This window comes from Streptomyces sp. LX-29 (genome assembly GCF_029541745.1).
Taxonomy (GTDB): Bacteria; Actinomycetota; Actinomycetes; order Streptomycetales; family Streptomycetaceae; genus Streptomyces.
Map to the genome: position 1 here is coordinate 2230941 of NZ_CP089746.1, position 24163 is coordinate 2255103.

18 protein-coding genes are annotated in these 24163 nt (G+C 73.0%); 6 read left to right on the forward strand and 12 right to left on the reverse strand.

Annotated elements, in window-relative coordinates:
• Positions 1-99 precede the first annotated feature (99 nt).
• Positions 100-420 (forward strand): putative quinol monooxygenase, encoded by a 321-nt coding sequence (locus LRS74_RS09440; protein WP_277740583.1) that lies wholly within the window; start codon positions 100-102, stop codon positions 418-420.
• A 22-nt stretch (positions 421-442) separates the two neighbouring features.
• Here LRS74_RS09440 and LRS74_RS09445 read toward each other — a convergent pair whose 3' ends face one another.
• On the reverse strand, positions 443-1270 hold the full coding sequence (locus LRS74_RS09445) for a MerR family transcriptional regulator (protein ID WP_277740584.1): 828 nt from the start codon (positions 1268-1270) through the stop codon (positions 443-445).
• Positions 1271-1440: 170 nt separating this feature from the next.
• Positions 1441-2016 (reverse strand): TetR/AcrR family transcriptional regulator, encoded by a 576-nt coding sequence (locus tag LRS74_RS09450; RefSeq protein WP_277740585.1) that lies wholly within the window; start codon positions 2014-2016, stop codon positions 1441-1443.
• Between the two features lie 83 nt (positions 2017-2099).
• Here LRS74_RS09450 and LRS74_RS09455 point away from each other — a divergent pair, with 83 nt between their 5' ends.
• Positions 2100-3731, forward strand: a complete 1632-nt coding sequence (locus LRS74_RS09455; protein ID WP_277740586.1) for an MFS transporter — start codon at positions 2100-2102, stop codon at positions 3729-3731.
• A gap of 90 nt (positions 3732-3821) precedes the next feature.
• Positions 3822-5021 (forward strand): serine hydrolase domain-containing protein, encoded by a 1200-nt coding sequence (locus LRS74_RS09460; protein ID WP_277740587.1) that lies wholly within the window; start codon positions 3822-3824, stop codon positions 5019-5021.
• A gap of 214 nt (positions 5022-5235) precedes the next feature.
• On the opposite strand, the gene LRS74_RS09465 is transcribed toward LRS74_RS09460, so the two are convergent.
• From LRS74_RS09465 to LRS74_RS09500, 8 genes are all read right to left on the reverse strand, one after another.
• Positions 5236-6738 (reverse strand): MFS transporter, encoded by a 1503-nt coding sequence (locus LRS74_RS09465; RefSeq protein WP_277740588.1) that lies wholly within the window; start codon positions 6736-6738, stop codon positions 5236-5238.
• Positions 6739-6767: 29 nt separating this feature from the next.
• The gene (locus LRS74_RS09470) at positions 6768-7469 is read right to left on the reverse strand and encodes a TetR/AcrR family transcriptional regulator (RefSeq protein ID WP_277740589.1); all 702 of its coding nucleotides are present in this window, start codon (positions 7467-7469) and stop codon (positions 6768-6770) included.
• A 283-nt stretch (positions 7470-7752) separates the two neighbouring features.
• Positions 7753-9369 (reverse strand): phosphoglycerate dehydrogenase, encoded by a 1617-nt coding sequence (gene serA / locus LRS74_RS09475; RefSeq protein WP_277740590.1) that lies wholly within the window; start codon positions 9367-9369, stop codon positions 7753-7755.
• A 402-nt stretch (positions 9370-9771) separates the two neighbouring features.
• The gene (ilvC, locus tag LRS74_RS09480; RefSeq protein WP_277740591.1) at positions 9772-10770 is read right to left on the reverse strand and encodes a ketol-acid reductoisomerase; all 999 of its coding nucleotides are present in this window, start codon (positions 10768-10770) and stop codon (positions 9772-9774) included.
• 94 nt (positions 10771-10864) lie between these two features.
• Complete coding sequence (gene ilvN / locus LRS74_RS09485; RefSeq protein WP_144381653.1) at positions 10865-11389, reverse strand: acetolactate synthase small subunit; 525 nt, start codon at positions 11387-11389, stop codon at positions 10865-10867.
• Positions 11390-11425: 36 nt separating this feature from the next.
• Positions 11426-13315 (reverse strand): acetolactate synthase large subunit, encoded by a 1890-nt coding sequence (locus LRS74_RS09490; RefSeq protein ID WP_277740592.1) that lies wholly within the window; start codon positions 13313-13315, stop codon positions 11426-11428.
• A gap of 260 nt (positions 13316-13575) precedes the next feature.
• On the reverse strand, positions 13576-16587 hold the full coding sequence (locus LRS74_RS09495) for an EAL domain-containing protein (protein WP_277740593.1): 3012 nt from the start codon (positions 16585-16587) through the stop codon (positions 13576-13578).
• A gap of 414 nt (positions 16588-17001) precedes the next feature.
• Entirely contained in the window at positions 17002-17973 is a 972-nt protein-coding gene (locus tag LRS74_RS09500; RefSeq protein ID WP_277740595.1) for a 2-hydroxyacid dehydrogenase, read from the reverse strand.
• 84 nt (positions 17974-18057) lie between these two features.
• On the opposite strand from LRS74_RS09500, the gene LRS74_RS09505 reads away from it, so the two are divergent.
• From LRS74_RS09505 to LRS74_RS09515, 3 genes are all read left to right on the forward strand, one after another.
• Positions 18058-19059: an aldo/keto reductase gene (locus LRS74_RS09505; RefSeq protein ID WP_277740596.1), complete on the forward strand. Its 1002-nt coding sequence runs from the start codon at positions 18058-18060 to the stop codon at positions 19057-19059.
• 222 nt (positions 19060-19281) lie between these two features.
• Positions 19282-20454, forward strand: a complete 1173-nt coding sequence (locus tag LRS74_RS09510) for a PQQ-dependent sugar dehydrogenase (RefSeq protein WP_277740597.1) — start codon at positions 19282-19284, stop codon at positions 20452-20454.
• Positions 20455-20528: 74 nt separating this feature from the next.
• Positions 20529-20699 carry a DUF6191 domain-containing protein gene (locus LRS74_RS09515; RefSeq protein ID WP_277740598.1) on the forward strand — a complete coding sequence of 57 codons (171 nt, stop codon included), beginning with the start codon at positions 20529-20531 and terminating at the stop codon, positions 20697-20699.
• A gap of 10 nt (positions 20700-20709) precedes the next feature.
• Here the strand turns inward: LRS74_RS09515 and LRS74_RS09520 are convergent, their stop codons facing one another.
• Together LRS74_RS09520 and LRS74_RS09525 are read right to left on the reverse strand one after the other, a co-directional pair.
• Positions 20710-23802, reverse strand: a complete 3093-nt coding sequence (locus LRS74_RS09520) for a helix-turn-helix transcriptional regulator (RefSeq protein ID WP_277740599.1) — start codon at positions 23800-23802, stop codon at positions 20710-20712.
• 35 nt (positions 23803-23837) lie between these two features.
• A complete protein-coding gene (locus LRS74_RS09525) occupies positions 23838-24014 on the reverse strand; it encodes a hypothetical protein (protein ID WP_277740600.1) in 177 nt (58 codons plus the stop codon).
• Positions 24015-24163 lie beyond the last annotated feature (149 nt).

The following is a 24163-nucleotide window of genomic DNA, read 5'->3' on the forward strand; positions in this document are numbered from 1 at the left end:
TGCGGCGCCCGACGGCGGTAGGTACGACTTGCGCCGTACCTACCGCCGCCACTACGGTCCTAGGTACGAGATCATTCGTACCTATCTCCGGGAGCCCCCATGTCCCCCACCACCCCGTACACCCTCGTCGGCATCGCCCGCCCCAAGCCGGAGCGCGCGGCCGAACTCAGGGAACTGCTCCTGTCGTTCGTGGAGCCGACCCGGGCGGAGGAGGGCTGTCTGGAGTACCACTTCCACGAGGACCGGGACGAGCCCGGCGTGTTCGTGTTCTACGAGGCGTGGCGCTCCAAGGAGGACCTCGACGCGCACCTGGCCCTCCCGCACCTCCAGGACTTCTGGCAGCGCCGGATGGAGTACCTGGAGCGCGACCTGGAGATCCGCTGGCTCACCATGCACAGCCCGTACGAGCCGCGCCGGTGAGCCGGTGGCGCGACCGCCGGCCTCAGCCGATCGGGTAGGCGATGTCGCACACCTCGTCGGAGGGTCCCGCCGAGGGCCAGTCCGCGAAGTAGACCTCGCGGCAGGGGCCGCCTTCGCTCAACCCCTGGTCGGCGATCCAGCCCTCGACCGCCTCGTAGGCGGAGAGGATCTGCGGATAGACGACCTGGCCCTTGGTCAGCCGGGTGTACGCCACGCGGTGGCCCGGCTCGGTGCGCACCTCGACGGTGCGGTGCGCGGCGGCGTAGGCGCGGGCCGCCTCCGGGTCGGCCACCGGGACACACGCCTCCGCCGGGCCGTCGCTCTCGTCGCTGACGTCCGCGTGGTACACGACGAACGGGTGCCCGGCGACGCCGCCGCACTCCTCCACGGCGGCCTTCTCCAGCAGGTCGAGCGAGGAGCCGATCCAGGCCGGCAGATCGTCGCTCAGCAGGTGCTTGCGCAGTGCGAGGACGGTCTGCTCCGGGACCTCGCGGGTGGTGACGTCGTACATGTCTGGCCTCCTACCTGACAGGCGTGCACGGAGGTGCGCCGCCAGGGCGCGCCGGCCGACCATGTGCTCCTCGATCTCGGCCCAGAAGGCCGCCACCTCGTCCGCGGCCCGCGGCCCGGGGAGCTCCAGCACGGTCGCGATCCGCGCGAGCGGCATGTCCAGCCGGCGCAGCAGCGCCACCAGCCGGGCCCGACCGACCTGTTCGGCGCGGTACCAGCGGTAGCCGGTGGCCGCGTCGACGTGGTCGGGCACCAGCAGGCCCAGCCGGTCGTACAGGCGCAGCGCCTTCGGTGAAAGCCGTGACTCGCGCGCGAACGCGCCGATGCTCAGATACTCCACGGGTAGCTCTCCTCCGTCCCGGGCACCTCGCCCGGTGCACCGCACGATGGGGGTTGCCCCCGGGGCAGGGTCAAACCCCCGGCACACCCGAGCCTGCGGCGCCCGTCGCGGTGCCGGCCGCTCCGGCGGCACGCGTGCTGTCGACGGCCGGCCCCCGTCCCGTCGCGGGGTCACTCCCCCGTCACCAGGCGGCGCATCGCCTCGGCCAACTGCTCCCCGCCGGGCGTGAGCTCGTCGTCCAACGCCATCTGCACGACCATCCCGCTCACCAGCGTCATATAGAACGAGCCGAGGATCTTCGCGGAGTCCGAGTCGACCTCGCTGTCGTCGATGCCGTGGAACAGCGCCACCAGCCCCTCGCGCCCCTCCGGTTGGGCGCGGCCGAACGCCGCCCGCAGCTCCGGGTCCCGTTCCGCCTGGAGGATGGCCTCCAACTGGGCCATCCACAGCCCCCGATGCCGGTCGAAGAGCGCGCGCACCCGCGTCCAGCTCGACGCGAAGCGCTCCAACGACGTCGCGTCCCCGGGGACTTCGTCCTTCAACATCGCGGCCAGCTCGTCACCCCAGTCGCCCATGGCGGAGAAGAGCGCCTCCCGCATCAGCGCGTCCTTGGAGCCGTAGTGGTAACCGATGGAGGCCAGGTTGGCGCCCGAGGCGGCCACGATGTCGCGCGCGGTCGTGCGCGACCACCCCTTCTCCAGCAGGCAGCGCTTCGCGCCCTGCAACAGATCCTCGCGATGTCCCATGGCCCCACCCTACCCCGGGGCCATACAGCCGTCTTATACATGCGTTCTAGACAGCTGTTTAAAACAGCCGTATAGTCCTCGGCATGACGACGCCCTCCCTCGACTCCCCGCGGCGCGCCGGCCGCCGGGAGTGGACCGCCTTCGTGGTCCTGATGCTTCCGCTGCTGCTGGTCTCCATGGACGTGTCGGTCCTGTACTTCGCCATCCCGGCGATCAGCCGCGAGCTGGACCTCAGCGGCACCCAACAGCTGTGGATCTTCGACATCTACGCCTTCGCGCTGGCCGGCCTGCTGATCACCATGGGCTCGCTCGGCGACCGGATCGGCCGCCGCAAGCTGCTGCTGATCGGTGCCGCCGCCTTCGGCGCCGCGTCGGTCGCCGCGGCCTACGCGCAGAGCGCGGAGATGCTCATCGCCGCCCGCGCGCTGCTGGGCATCGGCGGAGCCACTCTGATGCCCTCGACGATGGCGCTGGTGCGCAACCTCTTCCAGGATCCCGGTCAGCGGGCCACCGCCGTCGGCATCTGGTCGGGCGTCATGACGGCGGGCGTCGCGCTCGGCTCGGTGCTGAGCGGCGTCATGCTCAGCCACTTCTGGTGGGGCTCGATCTTCCTGATCAACGTCCCGGCGATGGTGCTGCTGCTGGTGCTGGCGCCGATCCTGGTCCCCGAGTTCAAGGACCCGGCGCCCGGACGCTTCGACCTGCCCAGCGTGCCCCTCTCGATGGGCGCCGTGCTCCCCGTGATCTACGGCCTGAAGAAGATCGCGGCCGACGGCTTCGCGACCGCCCCCGCCGTCGCCATCGCCGCCGGACTCGTCCTCGGACTGCTCTTCGTCCGCCGCCAGCTCACCCGGCGCGACCCGATGATCAACCCCGCCCTCTTCCGCAACCGCGGCTTCGGCTCCGCGGCCGCCCTCAACGCCGTCGCGATGTTCGCCATGATGGGCTCCACCTACTTCACCACGCAGTACCTGCAGTCGGTGCTCGGCCAGAGCCCGCTGGAGGCTGCGCTGTGGAGCCTGGCCCCCTCCCTCCTCATCGGCTGCGCCGCGCCGGTGGCCACCCTGCTCGTCCAGCGCGGTGTGCGGCGCGCCCACGTCGTCGCCGGAGGCTTCGTGCTGGCGGCCGCCGGCCTCGGGGTGCTGGCCCTGGCCGACACGGACTCGCTGTGGACCGTGCTGCTCGGCTGCGGCGTCAGCGCCACCGGCATCGTCACCGTGATGTCGACCGTCACCGACCTGGCGCTGGGCATCACCCCGCCGCGGACGGCGGGGTCGGCGGCCTCCCTGCTGGAGACCGGCCAGGAGTTCGGCGGCGCGCTCGGCATGGCCGCCCTCGGCAGCGTCGGCAACGCGGTCTACCGGCACGACGTCACCGAGGCCGCCCCCGCGGGCCTTCCCGCCGACACCCTGGACGCCGTGCGCGAGACCCTCGGCAACGCCTCGGTGCTGGCCGGCGGACTGCCGGGCCGCGCGGGCGAGGCACTCCTGACCACCGCGCGCGAGGCGTTCACCCACGGGATGCAGCTCGCCACCGCGACCGGCGCCCTGGTACTGCTCGCGGCGGCCGTCCTGGCGACGGTCACCCTGCGGAACGTCGACGACCGGCCGACGGACGCCGCGTCCGCCGACCCCGAGCGGCCGGAGACCAGCCCCACCGAGGCCGCCGGAGCCGTACTCCCCGAGCGGGAGGCGTCCCTGACGCTCACTCGGTGATCGGAGCGCCCTCCCCTACGGCACGCCTCAGGGACGGTCCGGGGATCTCCCCGGATGGCCCTGGGGCGCCGCGCTGTGAGGGTGGAGGTCATGACGACGACACGCCTGTCCCGCCGCTCCCTGCTCGCCACCGCCGCCGGAACCGTGGTGGCCGCCGTGGGGCTGCCCGCCGGCCGCGCGACCGCGGCCACCGCGGGGGCCCCGCCCCGGGAACCGGCCCCCGTCCCCCCGTTGAAGCCCGGTGCCCTCCAGTCCGCCATCGACGACCTGGAGCACCCGGTGGTGACCGCCGCCCAGCTGCGGATCGGCGGCTCGGCCGGGTCCTGGTACGGCTCCTCCGGAGCCATCGAGCTGCCCGGCGGGCGCCCCGTCCGCACGGGTGACAAGGTGCGGATCGGCAGCGTCACCAAGGTGTTCGTGGCCACCGTCGCGCTCCAACTCGTCGCCGAGCGCCGACTCACCCTCGACACCACCGTCCAGCGGGTCCTGCCCGGCCTGCTCCCCTCCCGCTGGCCCGGTATCACCCTGCGTCAGCTGCTGAACCACACCAGCGGGCTGCCCGCCGAGCACGGCCCGGACCTGCCGGACCTCAGCACCCCGGAGCGGGTCCACGACCACCGCTTCGACCGCTGGACCCCGCGGCGGCTCGTGGCCACGGTGACCCACGGGGCGCCGGATCTGAAGTTCACCCCCGGCACGGCCCAGGAGTACCGCGGCGTCAACTACGTGCTGGCCGCCCTGATGGTCGAGGAGCTGACCGGCCGGCCGTACGGGGCGGAGATCTCCGCCCGGCTGCTGCGCCCGCTGGGTCTGCGCGGCACCTCGGTCCCCGGCCATGAGCGCCGTGTGCGCGGCCCGCATGTGCACGGCTACCTCCGGATGACCGACGGCAGCCTCCGCGACATGGCCGTCGTCGACCCCTCGGACGCCTGGGGCGAGGGCGAGATGGTCTCCACCACCGCCGACCTGGACCGCTTCGGTCGAGTGCTGTTCTCCGGCGCGCTGCTGCCGCCGCGGCTCCAGCGGGAGCTGTTCACCCTGCCGCCCGAGGAGGTGCGGATGTGGGGTGATCCCTCCGCCCCCGCCCGCTACAGCGTGGGCCTGCAGACGGCCACGGTGAACGGCGTCACCCTGTGGGGAAAGACCGGAGAGATGTACGGCTACGCCTCCGGTCTGTTCTCCACCGTGGATCAGGCGCGGCAGCTGGTGTACTCCTTCACCCCGGTGCGCCGGGACGCGAGCCTCCAGGAGATGACCCGGCGCATCGCCCACGCCGCCACGGCGCCGTAGCCGCCCCCGCACGCACCGGCGAGTGAGCCGAAGGGCGCGCGGCTGCCGAAAGGGAGAGCGCGCGGAGCCTGTGAGGAACGAGCAGGCGAGCACGGTCGACTGTCGGCAGTCGCTCACAGCGCCCGGAGGCGAACCGAGCCCTGAAAAGGGGCGCGCAGGCGAGCACGGTCGACTGTCGGCAGTCGCTCACAGCGCCCGGAGGCGAACCGAGCCTTTAGAGAGAATGCGCCGCGGCGGCCTGTGACGCGTCTTCGACGCCCTGCTCACGGGGCGGACGCGGGGTGTTCATCAGGACCGCCACCACCGCGGCCGCGGCCACCAGGATCACCGTGGCCCAGACGAACGCCTCCGTGTAGCCCTCGACCAGCGCGGCCTTGATGGTCTCCTTCGGCACCGGCCCGCGCCGCTCCCCGATCCGCGAGCTCACGTAGTCGGTGGTGGCGCTGGTGGCGATGGTGTTGAGCAGCGCGGTGCCGATCGAGCCGCCGATCTGCTGCGCGGTGTTGACGGTGGCCGAGGCGACGCCGGCCTCCTCGGCGCGGACGCCGTGGGTGGCGTAGTTCATCGCCGGGGCCATCACCAGGCCCATGCCGAAGCCGACGAGGATCTCCGAGGGCAGCAGGCCGCCCGCGTAGGAGCTGCCGGCGTCGAGCGGGATCAGCAGACCGACGCCGAGGGCGGTGATGAGCAGTCCGGGCACCATCAGGGCACGCGGCGGCACTTTCGGGATCAGCCGGGTGGCCACGCCGGCCGCGCCCACCACCACGGCGAACGACATCGGCAGGAAGGCCACCCCGGTGACCAGCGCCGAGTAGCCCTTGACGACCTGCATGTAGTAGGTGAGGAAGAGGAAGAGCGCGAACATGCCGACCACCGACATCGCGACGGCCAGGTACGCGCTGCCGCGGGTGCGGTCCGCGACCACCCGCAGCGGCAGCAGCGGCTGCGCCACCCGCCGCTCGACCAGGACGAACGCGAACAGCAGCACGGCGCCGAGGGTGAGCAGTCCGCTGGCTCCGAGCGAGCCCCAGCCCTCGGACTCCGCCTCGCTGCACCCGTAGACGACGGCCACCAGGCCGGAGACGGCGAGCAGCACCCCGGGGATGTCGAAGCGGGCGGCGGCGCCGGGGGCGCGGGCGTCGGCCGGCAGGACGTACCAGCCGAAGACGGCGACGACGGCGATCGGCACGTTCACATACAGGCACCAGCGCCAGTCCAGGTACTCGGTCAACGCCCCGCCCAGCACCAGGCCGAGCGCGCCGCCGCCGCCGGCGATGGCGCCGAAGACGCCGAACGCCTTGGCGCGCTCGCGCGGCTCGGTGAAGCTCACCGCGAGCAGCGAGAGGGCCGTGGGTGCGAGCAGCGCGGCGAAGGCGCCCTGGAGGGCACGGGCGGCGAGCAGCATGCCGAAGCCGGAGGCGGCGCCGCCGAGCGCGGAGGCGCCGGCGAAGCCGAGCAGCCCGATGACGAAGGTCCGCCGGCGTCCGGTGTAGTCGGCGATGCGCCCGCCGAGCAGCAGCAGGCTGCCGAAGGCCAGGGTGTAGGCGGTGATGACCCACTGCCGGTCGCCGTCGGAGATGCCGAGGTCCGCCTGGGCCGAGGGCAACGCGATGTTCACGATGGTGATGTCGAGGACGATCATCAGCTGCGCCAGGCCGATGAAGGCCAGCGCCAGCCAACGGCGGGGGTTGGTCACATGGGGCGATTCCATGGTCATAGCCGTGCCTTTCACACAGGGAAGGGGGCTTACGCGTGGGTGGGGCCGGCCGCCGGTCCGGCGGTGGGGTCGGGATCGGGGTCGGCGGCGGGCCCGGGGCCCTTGGCGAGGCGCTCCCGCAGCCGCTTGAACTCCTCGTCGGTGACGGCGGGCCCGGGCAACGGGTCCCTCGACCACTCGGCACCCGGCGCGCGCAGGCCGTCGATGTAGACGTCCAGATGACGATGGGCGAGGTCGCCGTCGAACGGGATCCGAGCGCCCGGCAGCGGCCGGCTGAGCCGGGTCAGCACCAGGGCGATGTCGCCGAAGACGACGTCCTCGCGGATCAGTCCGTCCCGCTGGGCGCGGGTCAACATCTCCTGGACCGGCTCGACGGCGTCGCCGCGGGCAGCGTCGACCATGGAGTCGACGTCGACCCGGCCCATCAGCGAGGGCATCACCGAGCCGACCTTCAGGTCGAGGGCGGCGTGCATGAACCGTCGCAGCCCCACGGCCGGGTCGGGTTCCTCGGCGAGCGCGCCGCGGGCGGCCGCGATGAGGGCGGTGAACACGTCGAGCGCCACCGCCTGGATCAGGTCGTCGCGCTCGGGGAAGCGCCGGTAGAGGGTGGCGATCCCCACCCCCGCCCGCCGGGCTATCTCGTCCAGCGGGGCGTCGGGCCCCTGGTCGACGAAGATCTCGCGGGCCGCGCGAAGGATCTGCTCGCGGTTGCGCTGGGCGTCGGCGCGCATGGCACACCTTTCGAATCACTGGAGCAGGGGGTGAGTGAGCGGGCCTAGATGGATGAATTTTCTCCACTTAGTGCCGATGCCCAGCGTAGCGAGACGCCGATATTAATTCAACACATGATGAAAAACTCGGCGCGGCGGCCTGCCCGCCGCCCGGCGCACCCCCGCCCCACCGCACACCGTCCACCGCCCACGGCCGACCGCCGACCGCCGACCGCCCGCACAACGCCACGGGCCCGGCCCCCGCCGAAGCGGGGACCGGGCCCGGAGAAAGGGGCACCGACGGTCAGTCGACCAGGTTCACCGACCGCGCGGAGGTGGCGCCGATCTCGTCGGCGATCTCGGCGAGCACCCCGGCGGGGATGGTGTCGTCGACGGTGAGCGCGACCACCGCCTCACCGCCCACCGTCGCCCGCGAGACCTGCATGCCGGCGATGTTGATGCGCGCCTCGCCGAGGATCCGGCCCAGCGTGCCGACCACACCCGGCCGGTCGGTGTAGCGGAAGAAGGCCATGTGGTCGGCGAGCGCCAGGTCCACGTCGTACTCGCCGACCGCGACGATCTTCTGCAGGTGCTTGGGGCCGGCCAGCGTGCCGGAGATCGAGACCTCCGAGCCGTCGGAGAGGGTGCCGCGCACGGTCACCACATTGCGGTGCTCGGTCGACTCCGAGCTGGTGGTCAGCCGCACCTCGACACCGCGCTCCTGCGCGAACAGCGGGGCGTTCACATAGGAGACCGTCTCGTCGACGACGTCCTCGAACACGCCCTTGAGCGCGGAGAGTTCCAGCACCTTGACGTCGTGCTGGGTGATCTCGCCGTACACCTCGACGTCGAGCCGGACCGCGACCTCGCCCGCCAGGGCCGTGAAGATCCGGCCCAGCTTCTCGGCCAGCGGCAGACCCGGCTTGACGTCCTGGGCGATGACCCCGCCCTGCACGTTGACCGCGTCCGGCACCAGCTCGCCGGCGAGCGCCAGGCGCACCGAGCGGGCCACCGCGATGCCCGCCTTCTCCTGCGCCTCACCGGTGGAGGCGCCCAGGTGCGGGGTGGCCACCACGTTGTCGAACTCGAAGAGCGGAGAGTCGGTGCACGGCTCCTTGGCGAAGACGTCCAGGCCCGCGGCGGCGACCCGGCCCTCCTTGAGCGCGGAGGCCAGCGCCGCCTCGTCCACGATCCCGCCCCGCGCGGCGTTGACGATCCGCACCTCCGGCTTGACCTTGTGCAGCGCCTCGTCACCGATCAGACCGATGGTCTCCGGCGTCTTGGGGAGGTGGACGGTGATGAAGTCCGAGACCTCCAGCAGCTCGTCCAGCGAGAGCAGCTTGACGCCCATCTGCGCGGCCCGCGCGGGCTGCACATACGGGTCGTACGCGACGATCTTCATCCCGAAGGCCGACATCCGCTGGGCCACCAGCACCCCGATGCGGCCGAGGCCGACCACGCCCAGCGTCTTCTCGCTCAGCTCGACGCCGGTGTACTTGCTGCGCTGCCACTCGCCCCGCTTCAGCGCGGAGTTCGCCTGCGGGATGTTGCGCGCGGTGGCCAGCAGCAGACCGCAGGCCAGCTCGGCGGCGGTGACGATGTTGGAGGTCGGCGCGTTGACGACCATGACGCCGGCCTTGGTGGCGGCCGCGACGTCCACGTTGTCCAGACCGACGCCGGCTCGGGCGACGACCCTCAGTTTCCGGCCCGCGGCGATCGCCTCGGCGTCCACCTTGGTCGCGCTGCGCACGAGGATCGCGTCGACGTCGGCGATGGCGGGGAGCAGCTCGGCGCGGTCGGCGCCGTTGCAGGTCCGGATCTCGAAGTCCGGCCCCAGGGCGTCGACGGTGGCGGGCGACAGCTCTTCAGCGATGAGAACGACGGGCTTGCCGGCCGGTGTGCCGTTCGAAGCAGTGCTCACGGAGTCTCAGTCCTCACTTGTCCTTCGCGGACGGCCGTCCCGACGGCCGAAGGCGGTGAAGGGGGCAGCCGCGTGGAAGACGCACGACGCTGTGAGCCTGACGCGCTTGTTAGAAAGGCAGTGTAGTGGCGAAAGGCCCCGCGTCTTGTGCCTATCCGGCACTGTCACCCCGACGCGCCTGGTCAGGCCGTCGAGGTGCGCCTACCCCGGGTAACGCGTTTCGCCCAGTCTGCCCCACGATCCCCGCCCACCCACCCCCGGAAGGGGGCGGGTGGGCGGGGGAATCCGGCGCGAGGCGCCGGGGGCACCACGGGTGGCGGGCGCCGCGTCACGACGCCCGCCACGGGCGGCAGGGCCGCGGGACCGGGTCACCCCGTCCCACGATCCCCCGCCCGGAGGGGGTCACGCCTCCTCGTCGACCCAGCTCATCAGCTTGCGCAGCTCCTTGCCGGTCGTCTCCAGCAGGTGCTCGCTGTCCTGGGTCTTGTACTCGTTGTACTTCTTCAGACCGCCGTGGTACTCGTCCATCCAGTTCTTGGCGAAGGTGCCGTCCTGGATCTCGGCGAGGACCTTCTTCATCTCGGCCTTGGTGGCGTCGGTGATGATGCGCGGCCCGGTGACGTAGTCGCCCCACTCGGCGGTCTCCGAGACCGACCAGCGCATCTTCTCCAGGCCGCCCTCGTACATCAGGTCCACGATCAGCTTCAGCTCGTGGAGGCACTCGAAGTACGCGATCTCCGGCTGGTAGCCGGCCTCGACCAGGGTCTCGAAGCCCGCCTTGACCAGCGCCGCGGTGCCACCGCAGAGCACCGCCTGCTCACCGAAGAGGTCGGTCTCGGTCTCCTCGGTGAAGGTGGTCTTGATGACGCCGGCGCGGGTGCCGCCGATGGCCTTGGCGTACGACAGCGTCAGCGGGAAGGCGTCGCCGGTGGCGTCCTGCTCGACGGCCGCGATGCACGGCACGCCGCGGCCCTCCTCGTACTGGCGGCGGACCAGGTGACCCGGGCCCTTGGGGGCGACCATGCAGACGTCGACGCCGGCCGGCGGCTTGATGAAGCCGAAGCGGACGTTCAGGCCGTGGCCGAAGAACAGCGCGTCGCCGTCCTTGAGGTTGTCCTTGACGGACTCCTCGTAGACCTGCGCCTGGATCGGGTCCGGGACCAGGATCATGATGACGTCGGCCTCGGCCGCGGCCTCGGCCGGGGTGACCACGCGCAGGCCCTGCTCCTCGGCCTTCGCCTTGGACTTGGAGCCCTCGTGCAGGCCGACCCGGACGTCGACCCCCGAGTCGCGCAGCGACAGCGCGTGGGCGTGGCCCTGGCTGCCGTAGCCGAGGACCGCGACCTTGCGGCCCTGGATGATGGACAGGTCGGCGTCGTCGTCGTAGAACAGCTCGGCCACTGGTGGTCTCTCCTAGGTATCGGGGTTGTCCGTCCCACCGTATGACGGGTGGACGGGTGATGGTTGGCGTGGGTGAGTGGCGCGGATGACGCGGTTACGCCGAGCGGTCGAGCGCGCGCAGGCTCCGGTCGGTGATGGAGCGGGCGCCGCGCCCTATGGCGATGGTGCCGGACTGCACCAACTCCTTGATGCCGTACGGTTCCAGCATCCGGAGCATGGCTTCCAGTTTGTCACTGCTGCCGGTGGCCTCGATGGTCACGGCCTCCGGCGAGACGTCCACGGTCTTGGCGCGGAACAACTGGACGATCTCCACGACCTGGGAGCGGGTCTCGTTGTCCGCACGGACCTTCACCAGGACGAGTTCACGCTGGATCGCGGAGCTGTCCTCCAGCTCGACGATCTTCAGCACGTTGACGAGCTTGTTGAGCTGCTTGGTGACCTGCTCCAGCGGCAGCTCCTCGACGTTCACCACGATGGTGATGCGGGAGATGTCGGGGTGCTCGGTGACCCCGACCGCGAGCGAGTCGATGTTGAAGCCGCGGCGGGAGAACAGGGCGGCGATCCGGGCCAGGATGCCGGGGGTGTTCTCCACCAGGACGGAGAGCGTGTGCTTGGACATGAGGTTGCGTCTCTTCCTATCTCTCGTCCGGGGGGCTCAGTCTTCTTCGCTGTCGCCGAAGTCCGGGCGCACCCCGCGGGCCGCCTGGATCTCGTCGTTGGAGGTGCCGGCGGCGACCATCGGCCACACCATGGCGTCCTCGTGGACGATGAAGTCGACGACCACCGGGCGGTCGTTGATGGCGTTCGCCTCGGCGATGACCTTGTCCAGCTCCGCCGGGTCCTCGCAGCGCATCGCGACGCAGCCCATGGCCTCGGCCAGCTTCACGAAGTCGGGGACGCGGGTGCCGGCGCTCTGCCTGCCGTCGCCCGCCGCCGAGCCGCCGTTGCCCGTGGGGCCGGAGTGCAGGACGGTGTTGGAGTAGCGCTGGTTGTAGAACAGGGTCTGCCACTGGCGGACCATGCCGAGCGCACCGTTGTTGATGATCGCGACCTTGATCGGGATGTCGTTCAGCGCGCAGGTGACCAGCTCCTGATTGGTCATCTGGAAGCAGCCGTCGCCGTCGACCGCCCACACCGTGCGGTCCGGCCGACCGGCCTTGGCGCCCATCGCGGCCGGGACCGCGTACCCCATGGTCCCGGCGCCGCCGGAGTTCAGCCAGGTCGCGGGCGTCTCGTAGTCGATGAAGTGGGCGGCCCACATCTGGTGCTGCCCGACGCCGGCGGCGAAGACGGTGCCCTCCGGGGCCAGCTGGCCGATCCGCTGGATGACCTGCTGCGGGGAGAGGCTGCCGTCGTCCGGCAGGTCGTACCCGAGCGGGTAGGTGTCGCGCCAGCGGTTCAGGTCCTCCCACCAGTCCGCGTAGCGGGCCCGGGCCCAGTCGCCGGCGTGCTCGGAGTCCAGCTCGGCCTGGACGGCGACGATCAGGTCGGCGATGACCTCGCGGGCGTCGCCGACGATCGGCACGTCCGCGGCCCGGTTCTTGCCGATCTCGGCCGGGTCGATGTCGGCGTGGACGATCTTGGCGTACGGGGCGAAGGAGTCCAGCCGGCCGGTGACCCGGTCGTCGAACCGGGCGCCCAGAGCCACGATCAGGTCGGCCTTCTGCAGCGCGGTGACGGCGGCGACGGTGCCGTGCATACCGGGCATGCCCAGGTGCTGCGGATGGGTGTCGGGGAAGGAGCCGAGCGCCATCAGGGTGGTGGTGACGGGGGCCCCGGTCAGCTCGGCCAGCACCTTGAGCTCGCCGGTGGCGCCCGCCTTGAGCACGCCGCCGCCGACGTACAGCACCGGGCGGCGGGCCTGCGTGATCAGCCGCGCGGCCTCACGGATCTGCTTGGCGTGCGGCTTGGTGACCGGCCGGTAGCCGGGCAGATCGGTCTGCGGCGGCCAGGAGAAGGTGGTCCTGGCCTGGAGCGCGTCCTTGGAGATGTCGACCAGGACCGGCCCCGGGCGGCCGGTGGCGGCGATGTGGAACGCCTCCGCGATGGTCCGCGGGATGTCCTCGGCCTTGGTGACCAGGAAGTTGTGCTTGGTGATCGGCATGGTGATGCCGCAGATGTCCGCCTCCTGGAAGGCGTCCGTGCCGATGGAGGTGGAGGGCACCTGACCGGTGATGGCGACCAGCGGCACCGAGTCCATGTGCGCGTCGGCGATCGGGGTGACCAGGTTGGTGGCACCGGGGCCGGAGGTGGCCATGCAGACGCCGACCTTGCCGGTGGCCTGGGCGTAGCCGGTGGCGGCGTGCCCCGCCCCCTGCTCGTGGCGGACCAGTACGTGCCGGACCTTCGAGGAGTCCATCATCGGGTCGTACGCGGGGAGGATCGCACCGCCGGGAATGCCGAACACGGTGTCGGCGCCGACTTCCTCCAGCGAGCGGATGAGGGACTGCGCTCCCGTGACGTGCTCGACGGTGGCGGGCTGCTGCTGCCCGCCGCTACGGGCCCGCGGCTGCGGATGGTGGGACCCGGAAGCCTGCTCGGTCATCGGTCTTCTCTTCTCGAAGATGAGGGTGTACGGGGCTCGGGGTCGCCCCGCTGGGTGCGTTTGTGGTGTTTTGCTGGTTTCTACTACGAGTCTGATGCAACAAAAAACCCCTCGTGCCGTAAGGCAAGCGAGGGGAGCGCGCCGGTGAGGTCCGCAGGGTGTGGAGGCCCGGAGGGCCGCCCTGCTCAGCCGACGCGCTGTCCAAGTACGAGAATTCGGGTGCGCATGGCTCCGACCCTCTCCCCGACACCCACGGGGTGTCAAGTGGGTGGGACGGGCGTCTCATTATTTGAGCGCAATGGCGGATGGGGATGCGGCTCTGGCCTGCGGCTTCCATGCGGCGCCCCGCCGTGCACCGCACCACCGCCGTGTGCCACGGCCGCGTGCGCACCGGCGTGCGCCCCCGCGTGCGCGCCACCGTGCCCCACCCCGTGGCGCATCGGGAGCGCCCCGCCGACCAGCACCGGGGCGTGGTCCGCGCGCGGCACCGGGTAGGTGCCGCGGGTCAGGGCGCGGCGCAGCCGGTGCTCGTCCAGCGGCCCGGAGAACGCCATGCCCTGGGCGTGCGTACAGCCCATGGCCCGCAGCGCCACGATCTGTTCCGGCAGGTCGACGCCCTCCGCCACCGACTGCATCCCGAGATCCCCCGAGATCTGCAACAGCCCCGAGGTGATCTTGTGTAGCCGGGAGGACTCCACGACGCCCTCGACCAGACCCCGGTCCAGCTTGAGGATGTCGATGGGCAGTCGGCGCAGCGACCTGATCGCGGCATAGCCGCTGCCGAAGCCGTCCAGCGCGATCCGCACGCCCAGCCGGCGCAGCGCGCCCAGCCGCAGCTCCAGCTCGTCCAGCGGCACCCGGGGATCGCTGTCGGTCAGCTCCAGGACGAGCGCGCCGGAGGGCAGCCCGTGCCGCGTCAGCAGGGCCTCCACGCTCTTGGGCGGCATCGCCTTGTCGACCAGCCGGGTGGCCGGCAGTCGCACCGCGACGGGCGCGAGGTGTCCGGCCTGCCGGCGCCGGGCGGCCTGCTCGACGGCCTCCTCCAGCATCCAGCGGCTCAGCTCGGCCAGCCGGGCCGCCTCCTCGCCACTGCCGCCGCGGCCGTTGTCGGCCACCCGCAGGAACTCGGCCGGGGTGAAGAGGATGCCCTGCGCGGAGCGCCAGCGGGCCTGGGCGGCGACCGCGCTGATCCGCCCGGTGGCCAGCTCGACCACCGGCTGGTGCAGCAGCACGAACTCGCCCTCGTGCAGCGCGGCGCGCAGCCGGGAGGCGACCTCGGCCCGCCGCACCACCTCGGCCTGCATCTGCGGGGCGTACAGCTCGACCCGGTTCTTGCCCGCGGACTTGGCGCGGTACATGGCCAGGTCGGCGTTGCGCATCAGGGCGCCGGGGCTGATGCCGGGCTCGGCGAAGGCCACGCCGATGCTGGCGGCGACCCGGACCTCGGTGCCGCCCTCCACCCGGTAGGGCTGGGAGAGCGCGACCCGGAGCCGGTCGGCGATCTCCAGCACATGGCACTCGCGGGCGGCGTGGTCGGGCCCGCCGTCGCCCACGATCAGGGCGGCGAACTCGTCCCCGCCCAGCCGGGCGGCGCAGTCCCCGGAGCCGGAGCGCACCGACTCCTGGAGCCGCCGGGCGGCCTGCACCAGCAGCTCGTCGCCGGCCTGGTGGCCGACCGTGTCGTTGACCGCCTTGAAGCCGTCGAGGTCGATGAAGAGCACGGCGGTGCCGGCGTCGGTGCGCCGGCGGCCGGCCAGCGCCTGCCGCACCCGCTTGGTGAACAGCGCCCGGTTGGGCAGGTCGGTGAGCGGGTCGTGCTCGGCGTTGTGCTGGAGCTGGGCCTGGAGCCGGACCCGCTCGGTGACGTCCCGGCTGTTGAAGATCAGTCCGCCGTGGTGCCGGTTGACGGTCGACTCCACGTTGAGCCAGTCGCCGCCGCCGGAGCGGAAGCGGCACTCGATCCGGGTGGTGGGCTCGTCGGCGGACGGCGCGGCCAGGAACCGACGGACCTCGTGCACCACCGCGCCGAGGTCCTCGGGGTGGATGAGCGAGGCCAGCTCGGAGCCGACGAGCTCGTCCGCGTCCCGCCCGTAGACCCCGGAGGCCGCGGGGCTGACGTAGCGCAGGATGCCGGTCGGCGCGGCGATCATGATGACGTCGCTGGAGCTCTGCACCAGGGACCGGAAGTGGTTCTCCTTCTGCGCCAGCTCCTGGGTGAGGCTGAGGTTGTCCAGCAGCATGATGGCCTGCCGCACCACCAGCGCCAGCACCACCGCGCAGGCGGTGAAGAGCACCACCCGGTCGATCTCGCGGCCGTGCATGACGTTGTAGAGCACGCCCAGGGTGCACACGGCGGCGGCCAGGTACGGGGCCAGGGCGGCGAGCGAGCCGCCGAGCGGCCGGCTGGGCTGGGCGGCGCGGCGCGGCGGCGCGGGCGGGCGCTCGGCGGCGCCGGCGGCCGCGGCGAGCCCGGCGGAGCGGGCGGCCCAGGGCGCGTACGCCAGCAGCACCGAGCCGGCGAACCAGCCGGCGTCCAGGAACTGCCCGGAGCGGTAGTGCTCACGCAGCCCGGGCAGGGTGAACAGCGCGTCGCACAGCACGGTCAGGGCGAACGCCCCGATGGCCGTGTTGACCGCGGACCGGTTGGCGGCCGAGCGCTTGAAGTGCAGCGCCAGCACCATGGAGACGAGCACGATGTCCAGCAGCGGATAGGCCAGCGACAGCGCGGTGCGCGCCACGCTCTCCCCGGCGCCCCGGAACTGCGCGGTGTGCGCCAGCGCCAGGCTCCAGGAGAGGGTCAGCAGCGAGCCGGCGATCAGCCAGGCGTCCAGTCCCAGGCAGACCCAGCCGGCGCGGGTGACCGGACGTTTGGCGAGCACCAGCAGCCCGACGATGGCGGGCGGCGCGAAGAGCAGGAAGCAGAAGTCGGCGAGGGACAGGCCGGGCACGGTGCGCCCCAGCACCACCTCGTACCAGCCCCAGACGGCGTTGCCGACGCCGGCCATGGCCGAGGAGACGGCGAACAGGAACCAGGCCGGCCGGATCCGGCCGGAGCAGGTCCAGCCGTACCAGAAGCAGGACGCCGCGGCCACGAAGGCGGCCACGCTGAGCCCGAAGTCGCCCATGATCAGGGCGACTTCGGGGGATCCCCAGCCGAGCATGGCGCCCGTGGCGTAACCCCCGCAGACGGCGGCGAGGAGCAGCTGCTGCACCGTCCCCGCACCGCCGGACGGGGCCTGCGGGCGGCCGATCACCGCCCCGGTGGCGCTCATTGGACGCCCGCCCAACGCCCCGCGGGCCCCGTGTCGCACAAGTGGATCACCAGCGGCGCCGAAGGCCGGCGCAGCGGCGGTCGGGCGAGGTTGCGGGCTGCCCGCAACCGACGCCCCAGTCGCGTCGGGTCGTTGATCCCATGGCCGAACATCACCCGTCGCCCCCCTTACGGGATCACCCCCGCCGCGCGGGGACCACCCATCGTTCTGGTCCTTCGCCGCGCCGCTCGATCCCTGGCGCGACCCCCGCTCGGGACGATACACCAGATCGGTCACTCAGGGACATAGGCCATCTACCCAGCGTAATGGACTAGGGCGGATTGGATACGCACCGCACATAGACGGTGCCTCTGCGTGGTGCCAGCGGCATGTCAACCGGGGTTTTGGCCGTGATGGGGACGGTGACGGCCGAGATCAGCCGGTTGACGCCACCACATGGCGCAGGGGCTCGCCGGCCGCGAACCGCCGCAGCTGATCACGCAACAGCCGCTCGGCGCGCGGCCGGAAGGCCGAGGAGGGGCCGCCCACGTGCGGGGTGATCAGGACACCCGGAGCCTGCCACAGCGGGTGCCCGGTCGGCAGCGGCTCCGGGTCGGTCACGTCCAGCGCGGCGCGCAGCCGCCCCGACTCCAGCTCGGCCAGCAGCGCCTTGGTGTCCACCACGGGGCCGCGCGCGATGTTGACCAGCAGCGCCCCGTCCTTCATCCGACCCAGGAACGCGGCGCCCGCCAGCCCGCGGGTGGCCTCCGTCAGCGGCGTGGCCAGCACCACGACGTCGGCGTCCGGCAGTAGCCGCGGCAGGTCGTCGATCGGGTGCACCGGGCCGCGTTCGGAGGCACGCGCGGTGCGCGCGACGCGCACCACCCGCTCGCACTCGAAGGGCGCGAGCCGGTCCTCGATGGCGGCGCCGATCGCGCCGTAGCCCACGATCAGCACCGTCTTGTCGGCGAGCGCCGGACGGAAGCCGGGGCGCCACTCCCCCGCGTCCTGGGCCCGGGTGAAGCCGGGGATGTCGCGCAGCGCCGCCAGGATCAGGGTCAGGGCGAGCTCGGCGGTGCTCGCGTCGTGCACCCCGCGCGCGTTGCACAGCACCACGCCCGGCGGCAGCCAGCTCAGCGCGTGCTCCACGTGGTCCGTGCCGGCGGTGAGCGTCTGGATCACGCGCAGCCCGGTCATGGCGCGCAGCGGACGGACGTAGACCTCGTCGGACTTCATGTACGGCACGCAGTAGAACGCGCAGCGGGCCGGGTCGGTGGGGTAGTCGGGCCCACCGTCCCAGTGCGCGTACTCCAGCTCCGACGGCAGCCCGTCGATCTCCTCGGGCGGGATCGGCAGCCACACCAGGGGCCGCTGGGACGGGGCGGTATCGCTGTGTTCTGCACTCATGCCAGGAGGCTATGCGAAGCCGTGCGAGACACAGACGTTAGTTTGGGTGCGCGGGACAGGAGCATACGGGGAGGGTGCGGCCAGGTGGAGCGCAGGACTATCGGTGCGGCGACGCTGCGAGTGGGTGCGATCGGCCTCGGCTGTATGCCCATGAGCTGGGCCTACACCGCCTCGCGGCGCAGCGGCGAGGAGTCGCTGCGGGCCCTGCACGCCGCGCTGGACAGCGGGGTCAGCCTGCTCGACACCGCGGACATGTACGGGCCGTTCACCAATGAGCTGCTGGTCGGCCGGGTGCTGCGGCAACGGCGGGCCGGCGCCTTCGTGTCCACCAAGGTCGGCCTGTTGGTCGGTGACAGCCATGTCGTCGCCAACGGCCGCCCCGGCTACGTCAAGCGGGCCTGCGACGCCTCGCTGCGGCGGTTGCAGACCGACGTCATCGACCTCTACCAACTGCACCGCCCCGACCCCGAGGTGCCGATAGAGGAGACCTGGGGCGCCATGGCCGAGTTGGTCGCCGCCGGGAAGGTCCGGGCGCTGGGGCTGTGCGCGGTCGGCGCCCGCGCGGCGCAGCGGCGGCCGGGCGCCGGGATGCACGACACCACGATCCGTCAACTGGACCGGGTGCAGCAGGTCTTCCCGGTCAGCTGTGTCCAGGCCGAGTTGTCGGTCTGGTCCCCCGAGGCGTTGGACTCCCTGGTCCCCTGGTGCGCGGCGCGCGGGGTCGGCGTGCTGGCCGCCATGCCGCTGGGCAACGGCTTCCTCAGCGGCACCCTCACCCCCGGCCAGGGCTTCGAACCCGACGACGTGCGCGCCCGTCATCCGCGCTTCACCGCCGAGATGATGGCCGCCAACCAGCCCATCGTCGCCGGGCTGCGGCGGGTGGCTCGCCGCCACGGCCCCGAGGTGACGGCGGCTCAGGTCGCTCTGGCGTGGCTGCTGGCGCAGAGCCCGCATGTGATCCCGGTGCCGGGGGCGAAGCGGGCCGCGTGGGTGGTGGAGAACTCCGGTGCCGCCGAACTCCGTTTGACTGAGGATGACTTGGCCGAGATAGCGGGACTTCCCGCGGCGCTGGGGTCCTGGGACTGAGCGGCGCTCTCGACGTCGGCCGCTCTTCGGCCTCTTGACGGGGCGCGGGGAACCGCGCGCCCGACCGCGACGGACCCGCGGACGATCGACGGCGCATCACGGCACGCCCCGGGGAGCGCGCGGCTCGTCCTGTCTGCCGGGGTCCGCCGCCTGAGGCCGCCATCGCGGCTAGTCTGGCCGGAGTCGATCGCGGAGAGGAAGCCGAAGGTGCGACGTGCTGGTGTGACCGCAGTGCTCGCCGCTGGTGCGTTGGTGCTGGCGGTGGGGTGCTCCTCCGACGATGAGGGCGGGGGGCCCGGGCGGCCGAGCGCGCGTACGTCGGGGCCCACGGCCTCCGCGAGCGGGTCGCCCTCGCCCGGCGGGGCCTCGCCCACTCCCGCGGGCGCGCCCGCGCGGGGCTCGGCGAAGGTGGTGGAGACGGTCGCCACCGGCGTCGAGAGCCCCTGGGGGCTGGCGCCGCTGCCCGACGGCGACCTGCTGGTCTCCTCCCGCGACACCGGGAAGATCTACCGGATCGGCCGCGAGGACGGGAAGAAGACCGAGCTGGGCACGGTGCGCGGGGTCGCACCCGGGGGCGAGGGCGGGCTGCTGGGGCTGGCGCTCTCCCCCGACTTCGGCGCCGACCATCTGATCTACGCCTACTTCACCACCGCCTCCGACAACCGCATCGCCCGGCTGCTCTACGACCCACAGCGCCCCGAGGGCGACCAGTTGGGCGCCCCCGACACGGTCTTCAAGGGCATTCCCAAGGGGGCGATCCACAACGGCGGCCGGATCGCCTTCGGTCCGGACAAGATGCTCTACGCGGGCACGGGCGAGGGCGGCGACCGCAGTCTGGCGCAGGACAAGGAGTCGCTGGGCGGCAAGATCCTGCGGATGACGCCGGACGGCCAGCCGGTGCACGGCAACCCGGACGGCGACTCGGTGGTGTACTCGTACGGCCACCGCAACGTGCAGGGCCTGGCCTGGGACGCGGACAAGCGGCTGTGGGCCAGCGAGTTCGGGCAGCAGACCTGGGACGAACTGAACCTGATCGAGCCGGGCAGGAACTACGGCTGGCCGCGCGCCGAGGGCACGGTGCCCGACGCCGCCGCGCAGGGGCTGGTGAACCCGGTGGAGCAGTGGCGGGTCGCGGACGCCTCCCCCAGCGGCCTCGCCTTCGCCGAGGGCTCCCTCTGGATGGCCGGGCTGCGCGGCGAGCGGCTGTGGCGGATCCCCCTGCGCGGCGCCGAGCCGGTGACGAAACCGCAGGCGTTCTTCGAGGGGACCTACGGCCGGCTGCGTACGGTGGTCGCCACCGACGACGGCGGGCTGTGGCTGGTGACCAGCAACACCGACGGACGGGGCGACCCGGGTGGGCAGGATGACCGGATCCTGCGGGTGAAGGTCGGCTGACCCGCGCGGACCGACCGCCCCGTCGCGCGTCTGCCTACACTGGCGGGCAGGCGCACGCGGAGACGGGGGGCCACATGTTCAACCTCATCGAGCAGCTGTTCTCACCCGGACGCCGGCACACCGAGGAAGAGCGCAGACGCAACGAGATCACCCTGGACGAGACCGGCTCCGCCGACCCCGGCCGGGGCCCCGTCGACCTGGACTCCGGGCACGTGGTGATCCGCCCCCGCCGGGCGGCCGACTGAACGCTTCGGCTCAGCCCGCGGCCAGGCCGTCGACCAGGCGCAGCCGGTGGGCCAGCGCCCCCGCCTCACCACGGCCGGAGACCTCCAACTTGGCCAGGATGTTGGAGACATGCACGCTCGCGGTCTTCGGCGAGATGAACAGCTCCTCGGCGATCTGCCGGTTGGTACGGCCCACCGCCACCAGGCGCAGCACGTCCCGCTCGCGCGGGGTCAGCCCGAGCGCCTCGGCGGGGTCGGCGGCCGGGGCCTCGGCGGGGCGGCCCGGCGCGGGGGCGGGGCACGGGGCGTCGAGGGAGAGCCGGGCGCGGCGGGCGAGCAGCTCGGTCTCCTCGCGCAGCGGGCGGGCGCCCAGCCGCTCGGCGGTCTCCCGAGCCCGGGCGAGCAGCCCGGCGGCCCGGTCCCGTACCTCGCCGGGCGCCGCGCCGGCCTCGGCCAGCAGCGCCTCGGCCCAGCGGTGCCGAGCCTGGGCGAGCTGGTACGGGCGGTCCAGCGGGTGGAAGGCCGCCGCCGCCCGCTCCCAGGCCGCGGCCTCGTCGCGGCCCTCGGCGCGCAGCAGTTCGGCCTCCAGCAGCAGGGCGTACGCCTCCCACACGGGCACCGCCCGCGGCAGGTCCCGCGCGGCCGCCCGTATCCGGCGCAGCACCTCGGCCCGGCCCTCCTCGGCGGCCGGCAGCCCCCGGGCGTCGGCCTCGGCGGTGGCGGCGGCGAGCAGCAGCGGCCAGGCGTAGCGCTGGGTGCCGGGAGGAAATCCCTCGGCGAGCGCGGTGTCGAGGACGGCGCGGGCGTCGAGGAGGCGGCCGCGGGCGGCGGCGAGGCCGAGCGCCAGGCGGTGCAGGGGGATGACGAACTGCGGCTGGGGGTCGTGGGTGCCGTAGTGCTCGTGGGCGGCGGCCAGTTCGCGCTCGGCGGTCTCCCAGGCGCCGCGGGCCAGCGCGAGGTCGGCCAGCCGGGTGGCGGCGGTGCCCCGGGTCTTGGTGCTGCCCGCGAGCCGCCGGGTCTTGACGGCGGTCTCCTCCGCCGCGGTCCAGCGGCCCAGGTGCAGCAGCGACTCGGACTGGTTGCCGCGCACCCACGCCTTGGCCTCCGTCAGGCCGCAGCGGCGGAGGATGGCGGCCCCCTCCTCGGCCGCCTCGACGGACTCGGCGGACCGGCCGACCGCCTCCAGCACGGAGGTGAGGTTGGTGAAGCAGCGCCCCAGCAGGGTGATGTCGCCCAGCTCCACGGCGCGCCGGCACACCTCCCTCAGGTCGGCGAGCCCGCCCTCCACGTCCGCGTCGATCCTCAGCCAGCCCAGCGTCAGCCGGGCGTTCAGCTCGATGGTCTCGGCGCCCACGAGGCGGGCGAGCTCGACCGCCCGCTCGGCGGCGGCCGTGCCGTCGGCCCCCGGCCGGTGGATGGCGCCCCAGATCGCCGCGTAGCAGAGGACGTCGGCGTGCACGGCGGACGGCGGCAGTCCGCGCACCAGCTCCTGGGCGCGGCTCAGCTCCGCCCAGCCGTCGCCGCGCGCCAGCCCCTCCGCCAGCTTGGAGCGCTGGGTCCAGAACCAGGCGGCGCGCAGCGGGTCCTCGCCGTGGTCCAGCATCTTCAGCGCCTGCTTGCTGACGGCGAGCGCCCGCTCCCGCCGGCCGGACAGGTACGCGGCCGCGACCACCTCGGCGAGCAGGTCGAGGTGGCGCAGCGCCTCGTCGTCGCAGCCGCAGGCCGGGTACACGCCGGCCCGGTCGAAGGGGCGCTGGACCTCCCGCACCTCCTTGGGCGCGTCCTCCCACAGCTCCAGGGCCCGCTCCAGCAGCCGCAGCTGTTCGGCGTGGGCGTACCGCCGCCGCGCCTCGACGGCGGCGTTGAGCACCGCGGGCAGGGCCTTCGCGGCGTCGTGGGCGTGGTACCAGTAGCCGGCGAGCCGGGCGGCGCGCTCCTCGGCCCGCACCAGCGAGGGGTCGGCCTCCACCGCCTCCGCGTAGCGCCGGGCGAGGCGGATCATCTCGCCGGGGAGCATGTCGTCCAGGACGGCCTCGCGGACCAGCGCGTGCCGGAAGCGGTAGCGGTTGTCCTCGGCCGTGGGGCGCAGGATGCTGGCGCCGACGGCGGTGCGCAGGGCCTCGATGAGCTCGTCCTCGCCGAGTCCGGCGACGGCCGCGAGCAGCTCGTGCTCGACGGCGGAGCCGCCCTTGGCGAGGATCCGCACCACCCGCTGGGTCTCCTCGGCGAGCGCCTCCACCCGCACCAGCAGCAGGTCGCGCAGGGAGTCGCTGATGCCGCTTCCGCACGACTCGCCGAGGCAGGTGAGCTCCTCGACGAAGAAGGCGTTGCCCTCGCTGCGTTGGAAGACCTTGTCCACCAAGGTCTGTTCCGGCTCGGCGCCGGTGATCCCGGCGATCTGGGCGCGCACCTCGCCGCGGGTGAAACGGGGCAGGTCGAGCCGGCGCACCGTGCGGGTCCGGTCGAGCTCGGCGAGGAAGGGGCGCAGCGGGTGGCGGCGGTGGAGGTCGTCGGAGCGGAAGGTGGCGACGACCAGCAGCCGGGCGGCGGGCAGCGCGCGGACCAGGTAGCCGAGCAGTTCACGGGTGGAGCGGTCGGCCCAGTGCAGGTCCTCGATGACGACGACCAGGGTGCGGTCGGCGGCGAGCCGCTCCAGCAGCCGGGTGGTGAGCTCGAACAGCCGGGCCCGGCCCCGCTCGTCGGGGGACTCGCGGGTGGTCTCGCCCAGCTCGGGGAGGAGTCGGGCCAGTTCGCCCTCCTGGCCGGCGACGGCCCGCGCCAGCTCGTCGCCCAGCTGCCGCCGGAGCGCGCGCAGCACGGCGGCGAAGGGGGCGAACGGCAGCCCGTCGGCGCCGATCTCGACGCAGCCGCCCACCGCGGTGACCGCGCCGGCGGCGGCCGCGTGGGCCAGGAACTCCTCGGTCAGCCGGGACTTGCCCACCCCGGCCTCGCCCCCGACGAGCAGGGCCTGGGTCTCCCCCGCTGCGGCGCGGGCCAGGGCGGCGTTGAGCGCGGTCAGTTCGTCGCCGCGGCCGACGAACACCGGGCTGACGGTGACGTTCTGCACGCCGTCGAGGATCGCACAGGCGTCCGACATCCCGGCAGGTGGTTTCTCGGAGAGCATGATCGACGGAGCGTCACGGGAGGGCCCGCGCCCGCTCAGGCGGCGGTGTCGTAGGCGTGCGCGGCGGCGCGGTCCCGCTGTCGGCTCACCCGGCCCTCGGGATCCCGGCGGGCACCGCGGCGGCCGCGGGCGGCCTCGCGGACGAGCCGCTGCCGGGCGGCCTCGCGGAGCAGCTCGGTCTGGCGGGCCTGGTGCAGTTCGTAGTGCAGCATCGTTCTCTCCTGGAAGACGAAGGCTTTTCGTTGCCTCTACCTTCGTCTCCAAGGGGGGTCGTCCACATGGGGAGACTGCCCGATCTCGTCCCCTCCGGGGGCCTTAGACGCCGAGACGCACGCCCCCGAGGGTCCTTAGGACCCTCGGG

Excerpts from the sequence above, each read along its gene's own strand:
- LRS74_RS09440 (WP_277740583.1), top strand. The coding sequence starts at position 100 with ATGTCCCCCACCACCCCGTACACCCTCGTCGGCATCGCCCGCCCCAAG.
- LRS74_RS09450 (WP_277740585.1), bottom strand. The coding sequence starts at position 2,016 with ATGGGACATCGCGAGGATCTGTTGCAGGGCGCGAAGCGCTGCCTGCTG.
- LRS74_RS09455 (WP_277740586.1), top strand. The coding sequence starts at position 2,100 with ATGACGACGCCCTCCCTCGACTCCCCGCGGCGCGCCGGCCGCCGGGAG.
- LRS74_RS09460 (WP_277740587.1), top strand. The coding sequence starts at position 3,822 with ATGACGACGACACGCCTGTCCCGCCGCTCCCTGCTCGCCACCGCCGCC.
- LRS74_RS09465 (WP_277740588.1), bottom strand. The coding sequence starts at position 6,738 with ATGACCATGGAATCGCCCCATGTGACCAACCCCCGCCGTTGGCTGGCG.
- LRS74_RS09470 (WP_277740589.1), bottom strand. The coding sequence starts at position 7,469 with ATGCGCGCCGACGCCCAGCGCAACCGCGAGCAGATCCTTCGCGCGGCC.
- ilvN (WP_144381653.1), bottom strand. The coding sequence starts at position 11,389 with ATGTCCAAGCACACGCTCTCCGTCCTGGTGGAGAACACCCCCGGCATC.
- LRS74_RS09490 (WP_277740592.1), bottom strand. The coding sequence starts at position 13,315 with ATGACCGAGCAGGCTTCCGGGTCCCACCATCCGCAGCCGCGGGCCCGT.
- LRS74_RS09495 (WP_277740593.1), bottom strand. The coding sequence starts at position 16,587 with ATGAGCGCCACCGGGGCGGTGATCGGCCGCCCGCAGGCCCCGTCCGGC.
- LRS74_RS09500 (WP_277740595.1), bottom strand. The coding sequence starts at position 17,973 with ATGAGTGCAGAACACAGCGATACCGCCCCGTCCCAGCGGCCCCTGGTG.
- LRS74_RS09515 (WP_277740598.1), top strand. The coding sequence starts at position 20,529 with ATGTTCAACCTCATCGAGCAGCTGTTCTCACCCGGACGCCGGCACACC.
- LRS74_RS09520 (WP_277740599.1), bottom strand. The coding sequence starts at position 23,802 with ATGCTCTCCGAGAAACCACCTGCCGGGATGTCGGACGCCTGTGCGATC.
- LRS74_RS09525 (WP_277740600.1), bottom strand. The coding sequence starts at position 24,014 with ATGCTGCACTACGAACTGCACCAGGCCCGCCAGACCGAGCTGCTCCGC.